Consider the following 22,797-nt stretch of genomic DNA (forward strand, 5'->3'; position numbering starts at 1 on the left):
CGCTGGCGCCTCCGGCGTGGCTGGTGCCGCCGGAGACATTGGAAGCCCGGGCGTGGCTGGTGCCGCCGGAGAGATTGGAGGCCCCTGCGTGGCTGGTGCCGCCCGAGCCACCGGTATCCCCGGCATGGTTGGCGCTGTGGGAGTCGCTGGCGCCTCCGGCGTGGCTGGTGCCGCCGGAGTCATTGGAGGGCCGGGAGTGGCTGGTGCCGCCCGAGCCACCGGTATCCCCGGCATGGTTGGCGCTGTGGGAGTCGCTGGCGCCTCCGGCGTGGCTGGTGCCGCCGGAGACATTGGAAGCCCGGGCGTGGCTGGTGCCGCCGGAGAGATTGGAGGCCCCTGCGTGGCTGGCGCCGCCCGAGCCACCGGCATCCCCGGCGTGGCTGGCGCCGCCCGATCCGTCGGAGCCCCCGGTATGGCCGATGCCCTCGACGCCGTAGACGCCCCCGATGTCACCGGGGCCGTCCTCCCCGTAGAAGGAGGGCAGGGATCCTGATGCGGGCATCACGACCCCCGCGGCGCGACGACCGCCGTGCCACCGGCCTTGTGTACTCCTCGGGCGACGGCGACCCCACCGGAGCGTTAACCCGCCCGAGCGGCCCCCCACGGACGGTCCCGGCCCGGTATGCCGACCCGACCGGGAAACCGTCGCTCGCCCGCGGTGCCGGGCAGCATGTGCTGATCCTCGCCGGTGAACCCGACACCGCCGAACTGCTCGCCACCACACTCGAGTTGGCCGGCTACCGGATCGGCCTCACGGACACCGCCGCCGACGCGCTGACCCGGCTCGGCGCCCACCGCTTCGACCTGCTGGTCGTCGACACCACCCTGCCCGACCTGGCCGGCCTCGCCCGCGCGGGCCGACCGGTGATCGCGCACCGGCCACCGGTCCTGTATCTCACCCCGTACGACGCCCTCTGCAGCCTTCTGCCCGAACTGGGCCTGGGGGAGAAGGACTACGTCACGAAGCCGTTCCGGGTCGCCGAGGTCCTGGCCCGGATGCAGGTGCTCCTGCGCGGCGCCGCCCCCGGCCGCCCGGGCCATTCCCCGCGCTACGGCGAGCTGGTCCTCGACGACACCCTCTGTCGGGCCTGGCGCGGACCCCGCAGCCTCGACCTCACCCCAGCCGAGTACCGCCTGCTCCGTCACCTCCTGGTCAACGCGCACCGCGTGGTGTCCAAGGAGCAGATCAGCAGGTACGTCTGGGGCGACTTCCGGGGCGACAACGCGATCGAGCAGCTCGTCTCCCGGCTGCGGCGCAAGGTGGACCGTGACGCGCCGGCGCTGATCCACACGCGCCGGGGCTTCGGGTACTGGCTGGGTGACGCGGAGGGCGACGGCTGACGCCGACTGACCCTCGCCATCAGCGCATTCCCTGTGTGATCCACGCCACGTCAGGTTTCCGTCAGGGAACTGACCGGAACGTGTCAGGCCCCTCTGTTTGCATGCGCTCATCGAGGCCTCGCCCCCCACCCCCCACCACAGAGGAGAGCCATGGCCGACACCCTGACCGGCCCCCTGCCCGAAGCCGCGGACACGGTCCCCGAGTTCCCGATGCCGAGGGCGGCCCGCTGTCCGTTCGACCCCCCACCCGCCCTGAGGGAATTGCAGGAGCGGGCGCCGCTGACGAAGGTCCGGCTCTGGGACGGCACCGAGCCCTGGCTCGTGACCCGCTACGCCGAGCAGCGCGCGATCCTGGGCGATCCCCGCGTCAGCGCGGACACCGACAGCCCGGGCTACCCGACCAAGGCCGGCCCCGAGGCCGGTGAGGGCAAGCTCAGCTTCATCATGATGGACGACCCCGAACACGCCCGGCTGCGCCGGATGGTGACGGCGCCGTTCGCCATCAAGAAGGTGGAGGCCCTGCGCCCGGCCGTGCAGCGCATCGTGGACGACCTGATCGACGGCCTGCTGGCCGGCCCCAAACCGGTGGACCTGGTGGAGGAGTTCGCCCTCCCGATCCCCTCGCTGGTGATCTGCGAACTGCTCGGCGTGCCCTACGACGACCACGCCTTCTTCCAGGACAACACCAAGACGATGGTCCACCGGGACGCCACCCCCGAACAGCGCGGACGGGCGAGCCGCGAGGTGGCCGCCTACCTCGCCGGACTCATCGGCAAACGGCTCGCCGACCCGTGCGACGACCTGCTGTCGAGCATCGCGGCCCGCGTCACCGCCGGGGAGATCGACCACCAGCAGGCCACCGAGATGGCGCTGCTCCTGCTCATCGCCGGGCACGAGACCACCGCGAACATGATCGCGCTCGGCACCCTGGCCCTGCTCCAGCACCCCGACCAGCTGGCCCTGCTGCGGGACACCGACGACCCCGGGCTCGTCTCCTCCGCCGTCGAGGAGCTGTTGCGCTATCTGCACATCACCCACCTCGGCCGGCGCCGCGCGGTCACCGAGGACATCGAGATCGCCGGGCAGGTCATCAAGGCCGGCGAGGGCGTGATCATGGCCAACGAGATCGCCAACCGCGACCCGGAGGTCTTCCCCGACCCCGACCGGCTCGACCTCACGCGCGACGCCCGCCGCCACGTCGCGTTCGGCTTCGGCGTCCATCAGTGCCTGGGCCAGCCGCTGGCGCGGATGGAGCTCCAGGTCGTCTACGGCACCCTCTACAGGCGCATCCCCACCCTGAAGTTGGTGGGCTCCGTCGACGACGTCCGCTTCAAGCACGACGCCTTCATCTACGGCGTCCACTCGCTGCCCGTGACCTGGTGACGGTTCCCCGTCCCGCACAGCACCACAGCAACCCGAAAGTGAAGAAGGGGAATCCCATGACCTCCCACAAGGTGGAGCTGGAAGCCGACAAGTGCGTCGCCTCGGGGCAGTGCGTGGTCGCCGCCATGCAGGTCTTCGACCAGGACGACGACGGCATCGCGATCCTGCTGGAGGAGCGGCCCGCGCCCGACCTCCTCGACGACGTCCGCGAGGCCGTCGCCGTCTGCCCGGCCGCCGCGATCCGACTGGTCGAGCAGTGAACCGGATCGTGGTCGTCGGAGCCTCGGCCGCCGGACTCGCGGCGGTCGAGACCCTCCGCCGCGAGGGCTACGACGGCACCCTCACCCTGGTCGGCGACGAACCCCACCTCCCGTACGACCGCCCGCCGCTGTCCAAGCAGCTCCTCGCCTCCGAATGGGAGGAGGACCGGCTCCGGCTGCGCCGCCCCGAGGACCTCGCCGCGCTCGACCTGGACCTGCGGCTCGGCGCCGCGGCGTCCGGCCTGGACGTGGCGGGGCGCCGGGTCCGGCTGGCCGACGGCGGCGAGGTGCCGTACGACGGGCTGGTCCTGGCCACCGGGGTGCGGCCGCGCCGACTGCCCGGCGAGGGGGCGCACGTCCTGCGCACCCTGGATGATGCCCTCACCCTGCGGGAACGGCTGGCGCCCGGCTGCCGTCTGGTCGTCGTCGGCGCCGGGTTCCTCGGTGCGGAGGCGGCTGCCGTCGCCTGGCGGCTGGGAGCACGGGTCACCCTGCTGGAACCGGCCGCGGTGCCGCTGGCCCACGCCGTCGGCGAGGACGTCGGGCGGCTGCTGTCGCAGGCCCACCGCGACCGGGGCGTGAACCTGCGCTGCGGGGTCACCGTCACCGAGGTGACCGAGGACGGCGTACGGCTCGCGGACGGCGAGATCGTCGAGGCCGAGGAGGTGCTCGTCGCGGTCGGCTCGCTGCCCAACACCGACTGGCTGGCCGGGAGCGGACTGACGGTCGGCGACGGCGTCGTGTGCGACGCGTACCTGGAGGCGGTCCCGGGCGTGTACGCCGCCGGGGACGTGGCCCGCTGGCACAACCCGCTGTTCGGCACGGCGATGCGGATCGAGCACCGCACCAACGCGGCCGAGCAGGGCATGGCCGCCGCCCGCAACCTGCTCGCCGCCCCGGCGGCGCGCAAGCCGTTCGCGCCGGTGCCGTACTTCTGGTCGGACCAGTACGACATGAAGATCCAGGCGTACGGCTTCCTGCGCGGCCACGACGAGGTGGCCGTCGTCGAGGGCGACCTCGCCGAACGCCGGTTCGTGGCCGCGTACCGCACCGGCGACCGGGTGAGCGGCGCGCTGGCGGTCGGTATGCCGCCCAGAGCGATCCGGCCGTGGCGCCAGGCGATCGCGTCCGGCGCGGCCTGGGGTGAGAGCGTCCGCGTCCCGGCCTAGGCCAGGCCTGGTGGACGAAGAGATGAGGGCCCGGCGGGCGGTGCGAGCCTGCCGGGCCCTTACGCTTGCCCTCGCGTCGTCTTTCCGCAGTAGGTGTGGGTCAACGCACGCAGTAACTTACTTGAGTTACGCAACAAGATGGTAAAGTGGGTCGCATGTCCACCGAACCGCTCCCCGTGCCCGCCGTCGCCTCCCCGGAAGTGATCGAGATCGAGCGCGCGCTCACACGCATCACCTACCTGAGCACCCGCGCCCGCCAGCACGACCGGCTGATGGCGATGGCCGGCGTCCCCCTGGACCGGGCCGCCGTGGCGCTGCTGCGGCAGGTCGCCGACTCAGATCCGCTGCGGCCGGGGGAGCTGGCCCAGCGCCTGGGCGTGGAGGCCTCCCATGTGACCCGTACGGTGCAGCAGCTGCAGAGGTCCGGATACGTCACCCGGGTCCCCGACCCCGACGACGGCCGGGCCCAGCGGATCGAGCTCACCGACGCCGGCCGCGAGGCCGTCGACCGCGTCCGGGACGCCGGGGCCCGCGGCATGCAGCTCGCGCTGTCCGACTGGTCCGCGGAGGAACTGGGCCAGCTCGCCACGCTCTTCCACCGCATGGTCGACGACTTCCTCTCCTACGCCGCCGACGACGAGACCGAGCAGCCGACGATCAGCGCCTGACCCCGCCCCGGACGGCCCCGGCGACGGGAGCGTCCCCGGCCTGCTCCTTCGGGCCGCGCAGCAGCGGCCAGGCCACCAGGGGCGGCAGGAGCAGGGGGACAGTCCCGTCCGCGGGAACCTGGCGTCCGCGGGCGCCCCGAGGGCCGGAGCCGCCATCCCCCCGACGCTCACCGTCAGCCCCAGGGTGACGGCTGCTCTCCGTCCTGCGCGATCAGCTGCGCGCCTCCCCGCGGCAGCCGATGCGCCTGCCCACCCCCGCCGACCCCCGGCCGGCCGCCGGGTGCGCGCTCGTCCATGCCGACCCGGCCGACCAGCACACCCGCGCCGCGCTCGGCCTTCGGCGACGTCTACCGCAGGCCCTTCGGACACACCCCGGGCCGGTACGGACGAGACCTGACCAGGGCTCCATCGGGGGCCGGGAGCAGGGGAGTTGCGGCGGGCCCGGCTGCGGACCCCCGCCTCCGGGCGGTCTTCTACCGTCCAGTAATGTCGGGTGCCAGGACATCAGAGGAGGAACCTTGTCCCGGTCCGGACGCTCACCCCTGCTGCTGGCCGGCCTGCTGGCCGGTGTGGGGGTCGCCCACTTCGCCGTACCGCGTCAGTTCGACGCGATCATCCCGCGCGCCCTGCCGGGCCCGCCCAGGGCCTGGACGTACGGCAGCGGCGTCGCCGAGCTGGTGCTGGCGGCCGGAGTGGCGCTGCCGCGGACCCGGAAGGCGGCAGCCCTGGCCAGTGCCGCGTTCTTCGTCGGCGTCTTCCCCGCCAACGTCAAGATGGCGCTGGACTGGCGCGACCGTCCCACCCCCCTCAAGGCCGCCGCCTTCGGCCGGCTGCCCCTGCAGGTGCCCCTCGTGCTGTGGGCCCGCAGCGTCGCGAACGGCACGGAAGGACGGTCATGACGAAGACGCTGGAGACCGGCGACAAGGTCGAGGACTTCTCGCTCCCCGACGAGACCGGCACGGTGCGCAGCCTGACGGACCTGCTCGCCGACGGCCCCGTCGTGCTCTTCTTCTACCCCGCCGCCCTCAGCCCCGGCTGCACCGCCGAGGCCTGCCACTTCCGTGACCTCGCCGCCGAGTTCGCCGCGGCGGGCGCCCGTCCCGTCGGCATCAGCGGGGACTCCGTGGACCGCCAGCAGGAGTTCGCCGGGCGTCACACCCTCGGCATGACCCTGCTGTCCGACACCGACGGAACCGTGCGGGAACGATTCGGCGTGAAGCGGGGCGTCTCCCTGATGCCCACCAAGCGGGCCACCTTCGTCATCGCCCAGGACCGCACCGTCCTCGAGGTCGTCCGCAGCGAACTGCGGATGAACACCCACGCCGACCGCGCCCTGGACGCCCTGCGCGCCCACCGCGGCTGACCGCGGCGGAGCCCCTCGCTCCACGTCCGGTCCCTCGCGGTTGATGCACCGGGGCAAAGGGACCATTCTGGACGGCATGGAGCATGTCGTCGCTGCGGCCGTCATCGATGCCCGGGGCATCGTGGCCGGCTGGAGCGAGGGTGCCCGTCTGCTGACGGGCCATCCGGCAGAGGAGGCCGTGGGGCGGGCGGCGGCCGACCTGCTCGCCGAGGAGCTCCCGCCGCTCCCGGCGCGGACCTGGACCCGGCCCGTCGTCGTACGCCACCGCGACGGCAGCCCCGTCACCCTGACCGTCACCGCCTGCCCGGTCCTCGGCCTCGACGGGGAGCCCGCCGGCTGGACCCTCACCGCCGAACGGCCTTCCGGCCCGGAGCCCACCCTGGCGGGGCGCGCCTTCCAGCAGGCGTCCATGTCGATGTCCGTCTTCGACCCCCACCAGCACTACCTGCGCCTGAACGAGGTCGCCTGCAAGGTCATGGGCGTGGCCGAGGACGTCCTGCTCGGCCGCCACTTCCCGGACACCGTCGAGGAAGCCGAGCACAGCCGCGGATTCAACTGGCACCTCCGGCACGTCGCCGAGACCGGCCGCCCGCTCCGATACGAGAGCTGGACCGGCGCCCCCTCTCTCAACCGGGAGCACGCGTGGACCACCGAGATGTGGCCCGTGCGCGAGCCTTCCGGTGAGGTCGTCGGGGTCGCCCTGGCGGCGTTCGACAGCACCGAGCAGTACCTGGCCCGCCAGCGACTGGCCCTGCTGAACGAGGCGGCGGCCTCCATCGGCACCACCCTCGACGTGGTGCGTACCGCCGAGGAAGTGGTCGGACTCCTCGTCCCGCGGTTCGCCGACTTCGCCAGTGTGGACCTCCTCGACTGGGTCCTCGGCGCCGACGAGCCGCCGCCCGTCCCCGACGGCGAGATCGTGCTGCGCCGGGTCGCCCACGGTTCCGTCCACGAGGGCACCCCCGAGGCGGCCGTCCACCTCGGCGAGACCGACGCGCATCCGCCGTACAGCGCACCCGCCCGTGCCCTTCGGGAAGGGCGTGCCGTGCGCAGCCAGGCCGGCGAGCCCGACTTCATGCACTGGCTCGCCGAGCGCAACGCGCGATCCCCCCAGGGCCGCCCCTTCCGGCGCGGCGTCCACTCGATGATCTCGGTGCCGCTGCGGGCCCGCGGCACCACCCTCGGCGTGCTGGTCGGTGTCCGTATGGCCCACCCCGACGACTACGAGGCCGACGACGCCGTCTTCGCCGAGGAACTCGCCAGCCGGGCCGCCGTCTGCATCGACAACGCCCGCCGCTTCGCCCGGGAACGCACCACCGCGCTCGCCCTCCAGCACAGCCTCCTGCCGCGCGGCCTGCCCGGACAGGCCGCCGTCGAGGTCGCCCACCGCTACCTCCCCAGCGGCTCCACGGCCGGCATCGGCGGCGACTGGTTCGACGTGATCCCGCTCGCCGGCAGCCGGGTCGCCCTCGTCGTGGGAGACGTCGTCGGGCACGGCATCCCGTCCTCGGCCACCATGGGCCGACTGTGCATGGCCGTCCGCACCCTCGCCGACGTGGACCTGCCGCCCGACGAGCTCCTCACCCACCTCGACGACCTCGTCACCCACCTGGCGGGCTACGAGGAGGGCGGCGACGAGGTCGCGGAGCTGGGCGCCACCTGCCTCTACGCCGTCTACGACCCCGTCAGCCGCCGGCTCTCCCTCGCCGCCGCCGGCCATCCCGCGCCGGCGGTCCTGCTCCCCGACGGCGGAGCGGAACTGGTCCGGATGACCCCCGGTCCCCCGCTCGGTGTCGGGGGACTGCCCTTCGAGGCGGTCGAGCTGGAACTGCCCGAGGGTGCGGTCGTCGCCCTCTACACCGACGGCCTCATCGAGGACCGCGACCGGGACGTCGACCGCGCCACCGGCGAACTGTGCAGCGCCCTCACCGCCCCGGCCGCCTCCCTCGACGCCCTCTGCGACACCGTGCTCAAGGCCGTCCTGCCGGAGGAGCCCAGCGACGACGTCGCCCTGCTGCTGGCCCGCACCCGCGCGCTCGGCGCCGACCGGGTCGCCACCTGGGACGTGGAGCCCGACCCCGCCCACGTCGCCGCCACCCGCCAGGCCGCGAGCGAGCAACTCACCGCGTGGGGACTGGAGGAGACCGCCTTCGTCACCGAACTCGTCGTCAGCGAACTCGTCACCAACGCCATCCGCTACGGCGAACCCCCCATCCAGCTCCGGCTGATCCGCGACCGCAGCCTCATCTGCGAGGTCTCCGACGGCAGTTCCACCTCCCCGCACCTGCGCCGCGCCCACGCCTTCGACGAGGGCGGACGCGGACTGCTGCTCGTCGCGCAGCTCACCCAGCGCTGGGGCAGCCGGCAGACCGACCGGGGCAAGACGATCTGGGCGGAACAGACCCTCGAGCCGCAGTGACGAGCCGCGGCGGGAGGAACGCTCACTCGAAGGGACAGCCCGGGTTCGGCGCGTCCTCGGAGAACGGCGAGCCGTGCGGCAGCACGTACAGGACCTCCAGGACCACGGGGGTCTCGCCCAGGTTGCGGCCGATGTGCACGTTCCCGGGCCCGGCCGGCTCCTGCACGACACTGCCCTTCGGGTACACGCCGTCCGAGGCGCATGTCGCGGCGAAGTGACTGAGCGTGCCCGACTTCACGACGGCGTACAGCGGACCGTCGTGGTAGTGCCAGCCGGTGGCCTGACCGGGAGGGATGGTGATCTCCCGCAGGGTGTAGTCGGTGTCCCCGACCGTCTTCTGGGCGATCAGCCGGGCCGTGACCCCCGGACCGGGCGGGGTCGCGTGGGCGGCCGGGCCGACGAGGACGGTACCGGCGGCGACCGCACCGGCTATCGCTGCTCGGAGTGGGAGACGCGTACGCATACGGAAGGCCCTCCTGGCTCATGCTCACGTGGGCGAGCGATGACGACACCTCGCAGTGAACATAGAGGCGGGAAGGGGGAGTTGGGGGCCGGATCCAAGATGTCGCTGCCGATTCCGGCTGCTCTCGGGCCGTCCCGTTCCTCACTCCCCGGCGGCGACCTGGGCGAGCGTCCGCCCGGTCCGCACCGAACGCGCCCGCCGCGGATCCGCTGTGTCACGCCGCGCACTCCCCCCGGACTTCACCAGCAGCCAGGCCTCGTCCTCACCGTCGTCCCTCCCGCCCCGGAACCGGGTGAGCGCGTACGAGCCGCGCAGCTTCTCCCCGTGCAGCCGGAACGACACATGCCCCCGCCGCAGGGCCTCCTCGAAACCGCCGTCGTCGCTCAGCGGCTCGTACGTCCCCCGGTCCCACACGATCACCGTCCCGCCGCCGTACTCACCCGCCGGGATCACCCCCTCGAAGTCCTCGTACTCCAGCGGATGGTCCTCCGTCGGCACCGCGAGCCGCTTGTCCTTCGGCCGCGCCGAGGGCCCCTTCGGGACCGACCAGGACTTCAGTACGTCCCCCACCTGCAACCGGAAGTCGAAGTGCAGGGTGCGCGCGTCATGGATCTGCACCACGAACCGCGGTCCGCCGCCGCCCGCGGCCCCCCTGCCCTCGGGCTCCCGGGTCCGGTGGAAGTCCCGCTTGCCCCGGTACTCCTTCAGCCGCTCACTCACCCGGCGCTCCTTTCCGCGGCCCCCGGGTACCCCGTCCGCGACCGCGGCACGCGGCTCCGCGAGGGGTCAGAACTCCTCGTGGACCTCCGGATCCCCGCCCAGCCGCTGCCGTGGCCGGTCCGCGATCGCGTTCATCTGGGCCGGGCCGAGTTCGAAGCCGAACACGTCGAGGTTGGCGCGCTGACGGCCGGCGTCGGCGGACTTCGGGATGGGCACCGCGCCGAGCTGGACGTGCCAGCGCAGGACGACCTGGCCGGGCGTGACCCCGAGCGCCTCGGCGACGGCCACGACCGCGGGGTCCTGGAGCAGCGCCGAGCCCCGGCCCAGGGGGCTCCAGCTCTCCGTGACGATGCCCTTCGTCTCGTGGAAGGCCCGCAGCTCGTCCTGCGGGAAGAGCGGGTGCAGCTCGATCTGGTTGACCGACGGCAGGACGCCCGTCTCCTTCTCCAGGCGTTCGATGTGCTCGGGCGTGAAGTTCGAGACGCCGATCGAGCGGACCAGGCCCTCCTCGCGGAGCTTGATCATGGCCCGCCAGGAGTCCACGTACTTGCCGACACGGGGGAGCGGCCAGTGGATCAGGTAGAGGTCCACGTAATCGAGGCCGAGGCGCCGGCGGGACTCCTCGAAGGAGGCGAGGGTCTCCTCGTAGCCGTGGTGGCGGCCAGGCAGTTTGGTGGTGACCACGAGCTCCTCGCGCGTGACCCCGCCCCGCGCCACCCCGCGGCCGACCCCGGTCTCGTTGCGGTAGTTCGTCGCCGTGTCGATCAGCCGGTACCCCAGCCCGAGCGCCGCGGCCACCGCCTCCTCCGCCTGCGCGTCGTCCATCGGCCAGGTACCCAGCCCGAGGGCCGGGAGCCTCGTACCGTCATTGAGCGTGTGCACCGGGATGTCGATCACGGTCTGGCCTTCCCCTGGACTGAGTCTCGTCCCTCCAGCCTCATGGATCGAGAGGGGCCGATCAACCCGGGGCCGGGCTCGCGAAAAGCAGTTGGGGCGAGACCGGAGGGCGCGCACACTCGTCGGGACAGTGGAGGGAGGCCCTGGATGGCCGCGCCGACGCCCGATCCGCTTCCGATCCCCGACGCCGTTCTCGTGGACGCGCTCGGCAGTGAGCCCCGCCGCCCCGCCGCCTTCCGCGCGCTCCTGGCACGGGGTGCGGCGGCGGTGCCCGCCGTCCGGGCGGGGCTGAGACATCCCCAGGCCCGGGTGCGCGAACAGTGCTGCAAGCTGCTCGACGAACTCCTCGTGCCGGAGGCTCTGGGGGACCTGACCGCCGTACTCGACGATCCCGACCCCCGGGTGCGGATCGCCGCACTGCACGCCCTGTCCTGCGAACGCTGCAAGCCCGACGCGGAGGTCTGCCGGCCCGACCGGGCGGCGATCCTCCCCCGTGCCGTACGTCTGCTGCACCACGACCCGGATCCGCACGTCCGGGCGTACGCGGTGGAACTGGTCGCCCTGTGGGTGCACGGTGACCCGGCCGCGGCGGCCGCCCTGATCCGGGCCCGGGACGACGACCCGTCCCCGGCCGTGCGCAAGAAGGCGGGCTGGTACGCGCCCGGCGGAGCGATCCACCGCAGGACGGCGCCCCGGCCGCCCCGGCGGCCGATCGGGTGAGGGGCGGGCCCGCTCCGAGGCACTGTCGCCACGGCGTCGATTCGCTGTCACGATCTTCGTCGAGGCACATTCACGACGATCGGAGCGGGCATGACGACGGACTTCGACAGCCAGGTGGCGGAGGCGGCCGGGGTCGAGGTGAAACCGGTCGCCGGGCACATCGGCGCCGAGATCGAGGGCGTCGACCTCGCCGCCGGCCTGGACGACGCCCAGGTCGCCGCGATCAGGGCGGCCGTGCTGCGCTGGAAGGTGGTGTTCTTCCGCGGACAGCGCCTCGACCACGCCGGGCACGTGGCGTTCGCGCGGCGCTTCGGCGAGCCGGTCGTGCTGCGCAAGCGCGGCGGCGCCTCACCGCAGGACTTCCCGGAGATCGAGACCACCGCCGACCGGCTGGAGCTGGGCGGGAAGTTCGGCATGGAGCACGACGAATGGCTGCAACGCAGGCGCCACACCCTGCTGCGCGGCTGGCACTGCGACCACGGCGCCCGTATCGACCCGCCCGCCGCGACGATCCTGCGCGCCGAGACGGTGCCTCCGTACGGCGGCGACACCACCTGGTCCAATCTGGCGGCCGCGTACGCGGGACTGTCCGCGCCCGTACGGGAGTTCGTGGACGGGCTGAGGGCCGAGCACCGGCTCGGTGTCGGGTACCAGCCCAGGCCGGGCGAGGACGCCTACGTCCGCCACCTGCTCGACCACCAGGTCGCCTCGCTGCATCCGCTGGTGCGCGTGCACCCGGAGACGGGCGAGCGGATCCTGTACGTCAACGGCTACTACGTCGAGCAGATCGCCGACGTCTCCCGGGCCGAGAGCCGGGCGCTCCTCGACATGCTGCTGGAGCAGGCGGTCCGCCCCGAGTACACCGTCCGCTTCCGCTGGGAGCCCGGCAGCGTGGCCTTCTGGGACAACCGGGCCACCATCCACCTCGCCCCCAGTGACAACGCCCACCTGGGCTTTCCGCGCACCATGCACCGCGTGATGCTCACCGGTGACGTGCCCGTCGGGGTGGACGGCAAGCCGTCGCAGCCGATCGTGGGCACGGAGCCGGGCCGCTGGTGAGGCTCACTCCCCGGGCTCGGCGCGGGCCACGAACGGGCGGCCGTCCTCCGGGATGAACACGACGAACTCGCGGGTGCCGTGGACCACGCGGGCCAGGCCCAGCCGCCGGTCCGCGCGCACCACGGCCTCGACGGGTTCGCCGCCCTCGACGATCCGCTCACGTCCCGCGTACCGCCGTACGAGCTCCTGCGCCGGTCCGCTGACCCAGAGCCCGACCTCCGCGCCCTGCCGCAGCGCCGACAGGAGTTCCTCGCGCGGGCGGCCGGGGACCGCGCCCCGGACCCGGTGGAGCAGGCGTTCCCCGACGCTGGGCTCGGGATCCCCGAGCACCTGGGACCGGCAGCCGGGGCAGGCCATGTCGTGGACCGGGACGAAGGGGCCGCGGTACACGGTGAGCCGGTCCTGCGGAATGCCGCACAGCGACCCGCCCTTCGCCAGCCCGTGCCGTGTGCCCGGCGCCTCGGTCTCCTCGCAGAGGGTGAGGAACGGGGGCGGGCGCCCCGGCCCGAAACGCCAGCCCTCCAGGTGCGGTTCCGGCACGGCCGTCACCCGGCCGCCGCCGGCCGCCACCCCAGCGCCGGGCCCAGCTTCGTCGCCATGTCCGTGAGGATCTGCACGTAGTCCTCGTGCTCGAAGGTGAACGGCAGGGCGAAGGCGACCTCGTCGATCTCGCGGAACGCGGCGTGCGCGTACAGCTGTTCGGCGATCTCCTCGGAGGTGCCGACCAGGTCCGGCGCGAACAGCAGCCGGGCCGGGCCCTGCGGGGACGTGGTGCGCGGCAGGCGCTTGGCGACGAACTCCTCGTACTTCGCGCGCTGTTCGGGCGAGGCCGAGTCGGTGGGGATGACCACGAGGCCCTGGGAGACGCGCGCGGCCCCGCCGTCGGGGTGGGCGGCGCGGAAGGCCTGGATGTGGGAGAGCTGGATCTGCGCGAAGTCCCGTGTGTCGTCCGGGCCGTCGGCCTTGAGGACACTGCTGGTGAGGAAGTTCATGCCGTGTTCCCCGGCCCACCGCGCCGAGCTCACGCTGCCCCCGCCGTACCAGAGGCGGCGGCCGAGGCCCAGGGAGTGCGGCTGGACCCGGTCGGAGAACACCTCGAACCCCTCGACCCCGCTGAAGTCGGTCGCCGACTTGCCCCGCACCAGGTCCAACAGCCGCCGCACCCGCTCGTAGCCGAAGTCCTCCGCGTCGGCCGTGTCCGGGTAGAGGGCGTCCTTGACCTGGTCGTAGTGCATCGGCGGGCCGACGCTCACGCCCGGGTTGAGCCGGCCCCCCGACAGGATGTCGACCGTGGCCAGGTCCTCCGCCAGCCGCAGCGGGTTCTCCCAGCCGAGCGGGATCACCGCGGTGCCGAGTTCGATCCGGCGGGTGCGCTGCGAGGCGGCCGCCAGGACGGCGACGGGGGAGGAGATGCCGTACTGCAGATGGCGGTGGCGCACCCAGGCGCTGTCGAAGCCGAGCCGCTCGCCCAGCTCGATGATCTCCAGGGTCGTCTCGTGTCCCCGCGCGGGGTCGTCCCCGTCGAACAGCCCGATGGTGAGGAAGCCCAGCTTGCGCAGGGGGCGTGAGGTCGGCGGCACGGGCTCCTCCAGCGGTCGTACGTCAGTTCTGTCCCGATTGTGTCAGGCGAACATTGCGGGCGTGTGATCAGTTCAGCGGGATCACGACCTCGTCCTCGACCGGCGGGTTCAGCTCCTGCGCGAGGTTGCCGGTGGCCGCGTGGCAGCGCAGCCGGATCGACTCCGGGGTGACGTCCAGGCGCAGGAAGCACTTGAAGAACGGTGGGCTGTACGTCGCCGAGCTCGGCGAGAACAGCTGGGTGTAGATCTTGCGCACGGGGAGGCGGAACCGTTTGCGGCGATCCGGCCGGCTTCCGGTGCCCAGCAGACCGGCGATCAGCCGGATCCGCCGGGTGACCCGGACCTCCGGGCCGGGCGTACGGGTCGCCGGGATGCCCAGCCGCTCGGCGACGACCGCCTGGCCCTCGGCCTCGCTGAGGGCGAAGAAGCGGCGCAGCCGCAGCCGGCGGCCGTAGAGCCTGCTGTAGAAGGCGAGGGAGTCGCCGCGCAGCGGATAGCAGCGGAATTCCCGCTCGGTGACGCCGGCGACGGAGACCCGGGGGATGGTGTGCGTGGCGTGCATGAAGGCGCCCCCGCCGCCCGACACGACGTACTGCAGGGTGCGGCCGTCCTCCAACCGCACCGGATAGCGCTGGTAGTTGTGGATGTCGCCGCCGATCGCGGCCACATAGTGGTGCTCGGGTGCGCGGACGAGGTCGTCGACGGTGCCCCCGCCCTCGATCGGGCACGGGTGGTGCTCGCCGTCCACGTACAGCGGTGAACCGGTGACCAGGATCTTCGGCCTCGGCCCCTGGGACACCTCGCGCAGCCAGGCGCCCTGCGCGGCGTCGAGGGTGCCGAGCAGGCCGGTGTCGATGCCTATGATCCGCACCGGCCCGGCGTCGATCGCCCAGTACGGCCCCGGTTGCACGGCCTGTTGGTCCGCCGCCGGGCGCAACTTCCGTGCCTCGGCGAGGCGTTGGCCGTCGTGCGGGCGAGGCCGGTGCCACAGCAGGGAGCGCAGCCAGGCGCGGGTGAGCGGGCGCGGCGCGGGCTCGGCGGGCAGGGGCGGGGCGTCGTCGCAGAAGACCCGCATGAAGCCGCCGAGGTCCTCGTACCAGTCGTGGTTGCCCGGTATCGCGTAGATGGGGGCGTGATAGTCCCGGTAGGGGCGGAAGAACTTGCTGCCGTAGTCGTCCGTGCCGCCGACCGGGTAGATGACGTCGCTGGCGAGGACGGTGAAGGCTGTGCCCTGACTCACCTTCAGGAAGCCCGGTACGACCGCGTATTGGGGATCGTCCCCCTCGCCGGTGTCGCCGATGACCATGAAGGAGAAGCGGTCCGGGTCCGAGCGCCGGATCACCTTGTCGGCGGGCGTCCCGGCCGCCTCCCGCTGCGCCACCCACCGGTCGCGGGTACGGCCCGTGGGATCCCCGAACCAGGAGGCCAGCACACCGTTGCGGGCGGCCCACAGCATCCGGGGATCGAGCCACGAGATCTTCTCTACCCGGCCCGGCATCAACTGCCGGTACGCGCCCGGTTCGGCCTCGCCCCAGCCGGCGCCGGCGGCGGTATCACGTGAGGAGTCAGACACGGGCTGCACCGTAGCAATGATCCACGGGGGCTCAGGAGGCGGGTGACCCGCGAAGATGGTCGCGCCACCGACCACCGACGGAATGAGACGTCCGCACGACCGCCGACAGCACCTTCCTGGACCTCGTTGCGACCCGCACCCCGAACGCCCCCAGGACCGGCTGCTGTTGGGCATCCGTCCGCCGGCCTGAACGGCCACGAGGCCGCCGGCCCGAGGAGTTCCTCACCGTCGCCCGCGTGATCTGGGACGACTGGAAGGACGGCGGCCGTCAACGGCTCCCCGGGCGCCGACGCCTGGTCGGCACGCGGCGCCGTACGCCAAGTCCGCCATCAGGGGTCGCAGTTCGACGTCGACCTCACCCCGACGCGCCGCGCAGCGCCCACCGGTGGTCGCCGAGTGGCGCGAGAAGGCGCCCACTGGGTGCGGCACGGCGCCGTCGACGGCTTCAACGTCCCGCCGTACCTCATCCCCGACGGACGACTCTCCGTGAGCACCTCGGGCTGCGCGAACCCCTCACCCACCGCTCCACGACCGGCTGGCCGGCTTCTTCGCCGTGGCGGCCCGCTCCTCGGGGGCGGGCCGGTTCCACTCGCCGTCGCCGAGCACCAGCAGCGGATCGAACATCACCACCACCCCCGCCAGCACCAGGAAGATCACCGGCCCGATCAACATCGGCAGCAGCAGCGAGGTGGGAGCGTCACCGGCCCACGACGACGTCGTGCCGTGCACATGGACGCTCACCGCGGCCATGGCCGTGTAGTGCATCCCGGACACGGCCACGCCCATCACGAGACTGGCGCCCAGGCTCGTCAGGAAGCCGCGGATCGTGACGGCCGCCCACAGCGCCGCGGTCGCGGCGACGATCGCGATCAGCACCGAGAGGGCGACGACGAGCGGGTCGTACACGATGCTGCCGTTGAGCTGCATCGCCGCCATGCCCAGATAGTGCATGGCGGCGACCCCGAGTCCGGTGACCACACCCGCGAGCGCCAGCGACGCACGGCCCGCGGCCCGGTAGCCCACGATGAACACACCGACCCCGACCACGGCGACCGCGACGGCGAGGCTCAGCACGGTCAGCCCGACGTCGTAGCCGATCCGGGTCTCCTCCACCTGGAAGCCGATCATCGCGATGAAGTGCATCGTCCAGATACCGCAGCCGATCGACACGGCGCCCAGCGCCAGCCAGCCCGCTCTCCAGGAGTCCGTGTTGAGCAGCGACCGCACGATGCAGCGCAGCCCCAGGGCCCCTCCCAAGCAGGCCATCACATAGGCCGCCACCGGGGTCACGGCCCCGTAGCGGAAGCCGTCAACCGTCCCTTCCATCGTCAACTCCCCCCAGAGTCACGGATGTTCGTGGGGGAATGTCTACGTGTAAGGGGGCGGTGAGGGCAAGCGTTCCCTGTGTGTCGTGCCGCTCGTCTCAAGGGCCGGGACACGTGGTGGACGGCCGAAGGCCGCGCCCCCGGCCGGCCCTGACGGCGGCCGTCCTCTTCTTCCCGCTCCCTTTTCGCCGGCTTCCCGCCGCATGAACAGCACCCGTGCATCCGTACGGCCGCCCCCGCGCGCCCCGTACGGCACGCATCATCCGTGGGTGCGCCGCCGTGGCCTGTTCCGTACGCACTGCACAGCGACGACCCTGCGCGAGCACCTGGGGCTGCCACGGCCCGCGCACCCTCGTCGCAGCGGTAGACGCACAGCTCACTCACAGGAGGGCCGGGTGCGGCACCCTCGGTCGCACCCGGCACAGAGGGATAACCCTTGAAGTGTCCCGGCCTGGCTGACATGCAACCGTCAAGACTGTCATTCTCCCTCCCAACTGCCGCACACCAGCGGCACGTTGCCCTCACCTTGTTCCACGGTCCCGCACAACTCAGCTCGTCCCGGACAGCACACCCGCTGCCCGGTCTGTCACCGGCCGTACCCCGCGGCCGCCGCAGTAGGAGAACGAGTGAGACCCAACCCCCGCAAGCGGACCGCGGTCGGAGCAGCCCTGCTCTCCACCGCCGCCCTTCTGGCCCTCGGCGTCCAGTCGGTCCCGGCAGCCGCGAAGCCCGCAGCCCCCCACCCCACCCCCCTGCGCACCGGCGGCCTGGCCGCCGACATCACGTCCGCCCAGCGCGCGACGCTCATCAAGAGCGCCTCGGCGAAGACGACGCAGACGCGTGAGTCCCTGGGCCTGGACGCCCAGACGAAGCTCCTCGTCAAGGACGTCGTCAAGGACAACGACGGCACCGTGCACACGCGCTACGAGCGCACCTATGCCGGTCTGCCCGTCCTCGGCGGCGACTTCGTCGTGCACACGCCTCCGGCCTCGCTGGCCGCCGGCACCGTGAGCACGTCCTTCAACAACAACCGCCGCGCCATCTCGGTCAAGTCGACCAAGGCGACGTACAGCAAGGCGTCCGCCGAGACCAAGGCCCTGAAGCGGGCCGCCGCGCTCGACGCCACGGACCCCGCCACGCAGAGCGCCCGCAAGGTGATCTGGGCCGGTGAGGGCACGCCGAAGCTCGCCTGGGAGACGGTGGTCACCGGCCTCCAGGACGACGGCACGCCGAGCCGGCTGCACGTCATCACCGACGCCCTCACCGGAGCGAAGCTCTCCGAGTTCCAGGACATCAAGACCGGTACCGGCAACAGCCAGTACAGCGGCACCGTCACCATCGGCACCACGCTGTCGGGGTCGACGTACCAGCTGTACGACACCACGCGCGGCGGCCACAAGACGTACACCCTGAACAACGGCACGTCGGGCACCGGCACCCTGATGACGGACACCGACGACACCTGGGGAACGGGCTCCGGCTCCAACACCCAGACCGCCGGTGTCGACGCCCACTTCGGCGCCCAGACGACCTGGGACTTCTACAAGAACACCTTCGGGCGCAGCGGCATCAAGAACGACGGCGTCGCCGCCTACTCGCGCGTCCACTACAGCACGGCGTACGTCAACGCCTTCTGGGACGACGACTGCTTCTGCATGACCTACGGCGACGGCTCGAGCAGCACGCACGCGCTGACCTCGCTGGACGTGGCCGGCCACGAGATGACCCACGGCGTCACCTCCAACACCGCGGGCCTGAACTACTCGGGTGAGCCGGGCGGTCTGAACGAGGCCACCTCCGACATCTTCGGCACCGGTGTGGAGTTCTACGCCGCCAACTCCTCCGACGTCGGTGACTACCTCATCGGCGAGAAGATCGACATCAACGGCGACGGCACCCCGCTGCGCTACATGGACGAGCCCGACAAGGACGGCGGCTCCGCCGACAGCTGGTACTCCGGCGTCGGCAACCTCGACGTGCACTACTCGTCGGGCCCGGCGAACCACATGTTCTACCTGCTGTCCGAGGGCAGCGGCAGCAAGACCATCAACGGCGTCACCTACAACAGCCCGACCTCCGACGGCGTCGCCGTCGCCGGTATCGGCCGGGCCGCGGCGCTGCAGATCTGGTACAAGGCGCTGACGACGTACATGACGTCCAGCACCAACTACGCGGGCGCCCGCACCGCCGCCCTCAACGCGGCCACGGCGCTGTACGGCTCCAGCTCCACGCAGTACGCGGGTGTCGGCAACGCCTTCGCGGGCATCAACGTCGGCAGCCACATCACGGTCCCGTCGACCGGCGTCACGGTCACCAACCCGGGCAGCCAGACGTCCACCGTCGGCACCGCGGTCAGCCTGCAGATCTCGGCCAGCAGCACCAACAGCGGCTCCCTGACCTACGCCGCCAGCGGTCTGCCCACCGGCCTGTCGATCAGCAGCTCCACCGGTCTGATCTCGGGCACGCCGACCACGGCCGGCTCCTACAGCAGCACCGTCACGGTGACCGACTCCACCGGCGCCACCGGCACCGCGTCCTTCACCTGGACGGTGAACTCCTCGGGCGGCGGCTCCTGCACCTCGACGCAGCTGCTGGGCAACAACGGCTTCGAGTCCGGCAACACCACCTGGACGGCGACGAGCGGTGTCATCACCAACTCCAGCAGCCAGGCGGCCCGTACCGGCTCCTACAAGGCGTGGCTCGACGGCTACGGATCGACCCACACCGACACGCTGTCCCAGTCGGTGACGATCCCGAGCGGCTGCACCAACACCACGTTCACCTTCTACATCCACATCGACACGGCCGAGACCACCACCAGCACCCAGTACGACAAGCTGACGGTCACCGCCGGGTCGACGACCCTGGCCACGTACTCGAACCTCAACGCGGCCTCCGGGTACGTCCAGAAGTCCTTCAGCCTCGGCTCCTACGCGGGCTCGACGGTGGCGCTGAAGTTCACCGGCGTCGAGGACTCCTCGCTCCAGACCAGCTTCGTCATCGACGACACCGCCGTGACGACCGGCTGATCCGCTCCATCTGACGGACGTCCCGCACGCAGGCTCCCCCCGCGTGCGGGACGTCGTCGCGTTCAGGCGCCGGGTTCAGCTCAGCGGGTCCAGCGTCAGATACGCCTGGCGCGGGGAGCCGTCGTGGACGAGGGACTCCTGCTGGCCGACGTCGTCGAAGGCGAACGCGTACGCCTTCCCGTCGGCCATCTGCGCGTGGATCGCGCGGGCGTAGTGGTTGGTCACCGCGTCCTGGTAGAAGGTCGCCGTCGTGGTGTCCGGCTGGTTCGGGTTCACCAGCAGCGTCGACCGGTTGAAGCCCGCGCACAGGGTGCGGGAGATCGGCCCGCGCACGGCGTCGTTCGGGGCGTCGAGGAGCTTGTGGCAGCCGAAGACGCTGGCGGCGTCCGGCTTCTGGAAGCTGGTGACGACCGCGCCGGAGGCGTTGGTGAAGTTCAGGACCCCGCCCGAGACCCGGCCGTAGTACCTGGTGCCGGGCTGGTCGGCGAACGGCGTCACGGTCAGCGTGGTCGTCGCGTACTTCTGCCAGACGCGGTTGACGTAGTCGTCCAGGACGTTCGCCGGAAGGGCCCCGGTCTCCACGCCGTACAGCGGTGAGAGCGCGCGCAGCACGGTGCCGTCGGCCCGGGCCTGGATCAGGTTCGCCCAGCCGCCGGACCGACCGCGCAGGGCGGTGAGGACCCCGTTGTAGCCGCCCGCCTTGAGGTGCCCGGTGCTGACGGTGCTGCCGTCGGCGCGCTGCACCCCGACCGCGTACGGCGCGGAGAACATGTCCACCTGGGTGCTGTTCAGCCACAGCCCGGAGTCGTTGAGCGTGTACTCGGACCAGTTGAAGAGGATGTTCCGGTTCGGGTCGCTCGGGTTCTGCACGGCCGGCTGCACCAGGCCGCCGGTGGTCAGCTTGAACACGAGCTTCTGCCCGTACGAGAAGTAGATCCGGCCGGAGAACTTGGGGATCCGGATCGTGGCCGACTGTCCGGCGGCCGGGCCGGGGATCGAGGCGTCCGGTGCCGGGGTGGGCGGGTTGCCTCCGGCGGGCCACGCGTGGAAGGTTCCGTTCGCGTCGGCCCAGCCCTGCTGACCTGTCGTCAGGAGGGTGCCCAGGTTGTAGACGTACAGGGCGTCGCCGCGCCCCGAGTTGTTGGTGATCTTCAGAGGGACGGTGTCGGGGACGGCGGCCCCGGCCGGGGGGCCGAGGGTGAGCAGCGCGCCGACGAGGGCGACCGCTCCGAACAGTGCCGTGGTGATCCTTGCGAGCACTCTCCACCTCCGTGCGGGTAGACCTGTGGGGTTGGTCCATACCTTTTTGAGAGCGCTCTCAAAGTCGCATCGGGGTGTGCCCATGTCAACGGGTGGGAGGAAAAGGGGGGCGCCCGTGCCGGCGCCCCCCTTGCTCAGAAGGTCCGCTTCAGCAGGTCGAGCAGCGCCGCCCAGTGCCGCTCCGCCGCCTCCTCGTCGTACGCGGCGGTGTCGGCCTGGGTGAATCCGTGGTGGGCGCCCTCGTAGACCTCGCAGGTGTGCCGCACCCCGGCCGCGGTGAGGGTGTCCTCCAGGAGCCGGATCTGCTCGGGCGGCAGGGACGAGTCGTTGTCGGCGTGACCGAAGTAGAGCTCGGCGGTGACCCGGTCCGCCACCAGGTGGGGGCTGTCCGGCGCGTCGGTCGCGAGCCGTCCGCCGTGGAAGCCGGCCGCCGCCGCGACCCGCTCGGGGTAGGTGCCGGCGGTCAGCAGGGAGAGCCGGGCGCCCATGCAGTACCCGGTGAGCGCGACCGGCCCGTCCGCGACCAGCGGGCTCTCGTCCAGCCAGCGCAGATACGTGTCCGCGTCCCGCATGGCCAGGTCCTGGGTCAGGGACTGCATGATCGGCATCAGGCTGCCGAAGATCTCCGGACGGGCGGCCGGGTCGATGAACTCGGGCATCTCCACGACCGGGGCGCGCCCGTGACGGTAGAACACGTTGGGGACCAGCACCGTGTAGCCCGCCCCGGCGAGCCGGTCGGCCATGGCCCGCAGGTGCGGGCGCAGCCCGAAGGCGTCCTGGTACAGCAGCACGCCCGGCCGGGGCGTCCCGTCACCCGGGTGTGCCAGGTAGGCGTCCGCGACGCCGTCCTCGGTGGTGATGTCCACGGCCGTTCCATGTACAGAGGTCATGGCTCATCGTTGCACGCACCATCGAACCGCTCGCGAGGGCCCCGCCCGGGGGAACTACTCGAACCGCGAGGGGTCGCCCGCCCCGCGCCGCACGATCTCCGCCTCGCCCTCGGAGAAGTCGATGACGGTCGTCGGCTCGGTGCCGCAGTCGCCGGAGTCGAGCACGCCGTCCACCACGTGGTCGAGCTGGTCCTTGATCTCCCAGCCCTGTGTCATCGGCTCGTCCTCGCCGGGCAGCAGCAGGGTGCTGGACAGCAGCGGCTCGCCGAGCTCGGCGAGCAGGGCCTGGGTGACGACGTGGTCCGGGATGCGCACACCCACCGTCTTCTTCTTCGGGTGCTGGAGCATGCGCGGCACCTCCTTCGTCGCCGGGAGGATGAAGGTGTAGCTGCCAGGCGTCGTCGCCTTGATCGCCCGGAACACGTCGTTGTCCACCCGCACGAACTGGCCGAGCTGCGCGAAGTCCTGGCACACGAGGGTGAAGTGGTGGCGGTCGTCCAGTTTGCGGATGGCCCGGATCCGGTCGATGCCGTCCTTGCTGCCCAGCCTGCAGCCCAGCGCGTAGCAGGAGTCCGTCGGGTACGCGATGAGCGCGTCCTCCCGGATGGCCTGCGCGACCTGGGCGATGGTGCGCGGCTGGGGGTTGTCGGGGTGCACGTCGTAGTACTTGGCCATTGG

Annotated in this window: 21 protein-coding genes and 1 pseudogene; 11 read left to right on the forward strand and 11 right to left on the reverse strand. The window is 72.1% G+C overall.

Annotated features, from left to right (window positions below; translation table 11 throughout):
* A pseudogene (locus tag ACIRF9_RS39145) lies at nucleotides 1–502 on the reverse strand (hypothetical protein); the annotation flags it as partial.
* Here ACIRF9_RS39145 and ACIRF9_RS39150 point away from each other — a divergent pair.
* From ACIRF9_RS39150 to ACIRF9_RS39185, 8 genes are all read left to right on the forward strand, one after another.
* Nucleotides 493–1,341 carry a response regulator transcription factor gene (locus tag ACIRF9_RS39150; RefSeq protein WP_403832488.1) on the forward strand — a complete coding sequence of 283 codons (849 nt, stop codon included), beginning with the start codon at nucleotides 493–495 and terminating at the stop codon, nucleotides 1,339–1,341. The pseudogene ACIRF9_RS39145 and the gene ACIRF9_RS39150 sit on opposite strands and share 10 nt — an antisense overlap.
* A 150-nt stretch (nucleotides 1,342–1,491) precedes the next feature.
* Entirely contained in the window at nucleotides 1,492–2,724 is a 1,233-nt protein-coding gene (locus ACIRF9_RS39155; protein WP_403832490.1) for a cytochrome P450, read from the forward strand.
* 56 nt (nucleotides 2,725–2,780) lie between these two features.
* Nucleotides 2,781–2,984 (forward strand): ferredoxin, encoded by a 204-nt coding sequence (locus ACIRF9_RS39160; protein WP_403832493.1) that lies wholly within the window; start codon nucleotides 2,781–2,783, stop codon nucleotides 2,982–2,984.
* Nucleotides 2,981–4,153 carry an NAD(P)/FAD-dependent oxidoreductase gene (locus tag ACIRF9_RS39165; protein ID WP_403832495.1) on the forward strand — a complete coding sequence of 391 codons (1,173 nt, stop codon included), beginning with the start codon at nucleotides 2,981–2,983 and terminating at the stop codon, nucleotides 4,151–4,153. The genes ACIRF9_RS39160 and ACIRF9_RS39165 overlap by 4 nt, the downstream gene beginning before the upstream one ends.
* 155 nt (nucleotides 4,154–4,308) lie before the next feature.
* The gene (locus ACIRF9_RS39170) at nucleotides 4,309–4,821 is read left to right on the forward strand and encodes a MarR family winged helix-turn-helix transcriptional regulator (protein ID WP_403832497.1); all 513 of its coding nucleotides are present in this window, start codon (nucleotides 4,309–4,311) and stop codon (nucleotides 4,819–4,821) included.
* A gap of 518 nt (nucleotides 4,822–5,339) precedes the next feature.
* Entirely contained in the window at nucleotides 5,340–5,720 is a 381-nt protein-coding gene (locus ACIRF9_RS39175) for a hypothetical protein (protein WP_403832499.1), read from the forward strand.
* Nucleotides 5,717–6,184, forward strand: coding sequence for a peroxiredoxin (locus tag ACIRF9_RS39180; RefSeq protein WP_403832501.1), 468 nt, complete (start codon nucleotides 5,717–5,719; stop codon nucleotides 6,182–6,184). Before ACIRF9_RS39175 ends, ACIRF9_RS39180 begins: the two co-directional genes overlap by 4 nt.
* Nucleotides 6,185–6,260: 76 nt before the next feature.
* A complete protein-coding gene (locus ACIRF9_RS39185) occupies nucleotides 6,261–8,603 on the forward strand; it encodes a SpoIIE family protein phosphatase (RefSeq protein ID WP_403832504.1) in 2,343 nt (780 codons plus the stop codon).
* Nucleotides 8,604–8,625: 22 nt separating this feature from the next.
* Here the strand turns inward: ACIRF9_RS39185 and ACIRF9_RS39190 are convergent, their stop codons facing one another.
* The 3 genes from ACIRF9_RS39190 to ACIRF9_RS39200 form a co-directional block, all read right to left on the reverse strand.
* Nucleotides 8,626–9,066: a cupin domain-containing protein gene (locus ACIRF9_RS39190; protein ID WP_403832506.1), complete on the reverse strand. Its 441-nt coding sequence runs from the start codon at nucleotides 9,064–9,066 to the stop codon at nucleotides 8,626–8,628.
* A gap of 141 nt (nucleotides 9,067–9,207) precedes the next feature.
* Nucleotides 9,208–9,786 (reverse strand): DNA polymerase ligase N-terminal domain-containing protein, encoded by a 579-nt coding sequence (locus ACIRF9_RS39195; protein WP_403832509.1) that lies wholly within the window; start codon nucleotides 9,784–9,786, stop codon nucleotides 9,208–9,210.
* A 66-nt stretch (nucleotides 9,787–9,852) separates the two neighbouring features.
* Nucleotides 9,853–10,683, reverse strand: a complete 831-nt coding sequence (locus ACIRF9_RS39200) for an aldo/keto reductase (RefSeq protein ID WP_403832511.1) — start codon at nucleotides 10,681–10,683, stop codon at nucleotides 9,853–9,855.
* Between the two features lie 147 nt (nucleotides 10,684–10,830).
* Between ACIRF9_RS39200 and ACIRF9_RS39205 the strand changes: the two genes are divergently transcribed.
* Together ACIRF9_RS39205 and ACIRF9_RS39210 are read left to right on the forward strand one after the other, a co-directional pair.
* A complete protein-coding gene (locus ACIRF9_RS39205; protein WP_403832512.1) occupies nucleotides 10,831–11,403 on the forward strand; it encodes a HEAT repeat domain-containing protein in 573 nt (190 codons plus the stop codon).
* A 90-nt stretch (nucleotides 11,404–11,493) separates the two neighbouring features.
* Nucleotides 11,494–12,462, forward strand: a complete 969-nt coding sequence (locus ACIRF9_RS39210; RefSeq protein ID WP_403832515.1) for a TauD/TfdA dioxygenase family protein — start codon at nucleotides 11,494–11,496, stop codon at nucleotides 12,460–12,462.
* 3 nt (nucleotides 12,463–12,465) lie between these two features.
* Here the strand turns inward: ACIRF9_RS39210 and ACIRF9_RS39215 are convergent, their stop codons facing one another.
* The 4 genes from ACIRF9_RS39215 to ACIRF9_RS39230 form a co-directional block, all read right to left on the reverse strand.
* Nucleotides 12,466–13,002, reverse strand: a complete 537-nt coding sequence (locus ACIRF9_RS39215; protein ID WP_403832518.1) for a hypothetical protein — start codon at nucleotides 13,000–13,002, stop codon at nucleotides 12,466–12,468.
* A 5-nt stretch (nucleotides 13,003–13,007) separates the two neighbouring features.
* Nucleotides 13,008–14,042, reverse strand: a complete 1,035-nt coding sequence (locus ACIRF9_RS39220) for an LLM class flavin-dependent oxidoreductase (protein WP_403832520.1) — start codon at nucleotides 14,040–14,042, stop codon at nucleotides 13,008–13,010.
* 67 nt (nucleotides 14,043–14,109) lie between these two features.
* Nucleotides 14,110–15,615, reverse strand: a complete 1,506-nt coding sequence (locus ACIRF9_RS39225) for a metallophosphoesterase family protein (RefSeq protein WP_403832523.1) — start codon at nucleotides 15,613–15,615, stop codon at nucleotides 14,110–14,112.
* A 513-nt stretch (nucleotides 15,616–16,128) separates the two neighbouring features.
* Nucleotides 16,129–16,941, reverse strand: coding sequence for an MHYT domain-containing protein (locus ACIRF9_RS39230; RefSeq protein WP_403832525.1), 813 nt, complete (start codon nucleotides 16,939–16,941; stop codon nucleotides 16,129–16,131).
* Nucleotides 16,942–17,566: 625 nt separating this feature from the next.
* Between ACIRF9_RS39230 and ACIRF9_RS39235 the strand changes: the two genes are divergently transcribed.
* Nucleotides 17,567–19,969 (forward strand): M4 family metallopeptidase, encoded by a 2,403-nt coding sequence (locus tag ACIRF9_RS39235; RefSeq protein ID WP_403832527.1) that lies wholly within the window; start codon nucleotides 17,567–17,569, stop codon nucleotides 19,967–19,969.
* A 75-nt stretch (nucleotides 19,970–20,044) separates the two neighbouring features.
* Here the strand turns inward: ACIRF9_RS39235 and ACIRF9_RS39240 are convergent, their stop codons facing one another.
* The 3 genes from ACIRF9_RS39240 to ACIRF9_RS39250 all read right to left on the reverse strand — a co-directional run bounded on the left by ACIRF9_RS39240 (nucleotide 20,045) and on the right by ACIRF9_RS39250 (nucleotide 22,794).
* Entirely contained in the window at nucleotides 20,045–21,229 is a 1,185-nt protein-coding gene (locus ACIRF9_RS39240; RefSeq protein WP_403832529.1) for a glycoside hydrolase family 64 protein, read from the reverse strand.
* Between the two features lie 134 nt (nucleotides 21,230–21,363).
* Nucleotides 21,364–22,119, reverse strand: a complete 756-nt coding sequence (locus tag ACIRF9_RS39245; protein WP_403832532.1) for a dienelactone hydrolase family protein — start codon at nucleotides 22,117–22,119, stop codon at nucleotides 21,364–21,366.
* A 54-nt stretch (nucleotides 22,120–22,173) separates the two neighbouring features.
* Nucleotides 22,174–22,794 carry an L-threonylcarbamoyladenylate synthase gene (locus ACIRF9_RS39250; RefSeq protein ID WP_403832534.1) on the reverse strand — a complete coding sequence of 207 codons (621 nt, stop codon included), beginning with the start codon at nucleotides 22,792–22,794 and terminating at the stop codon, nucleotides 22,174–22,176.
* Nucleotides 22,795–22,797 lie beyond the last annotated feature (3 nt).

Source organism: Streptomyces sp. NPDC096132, from assembly GCF_044763345.1.
In the GTDB taxonomy this organism is placed as follows: domain Bacteria; phylum Actinomycetota; class Actinomycetes; order Streptomycetales; family Streptomycetaceae; genus Streptomyces.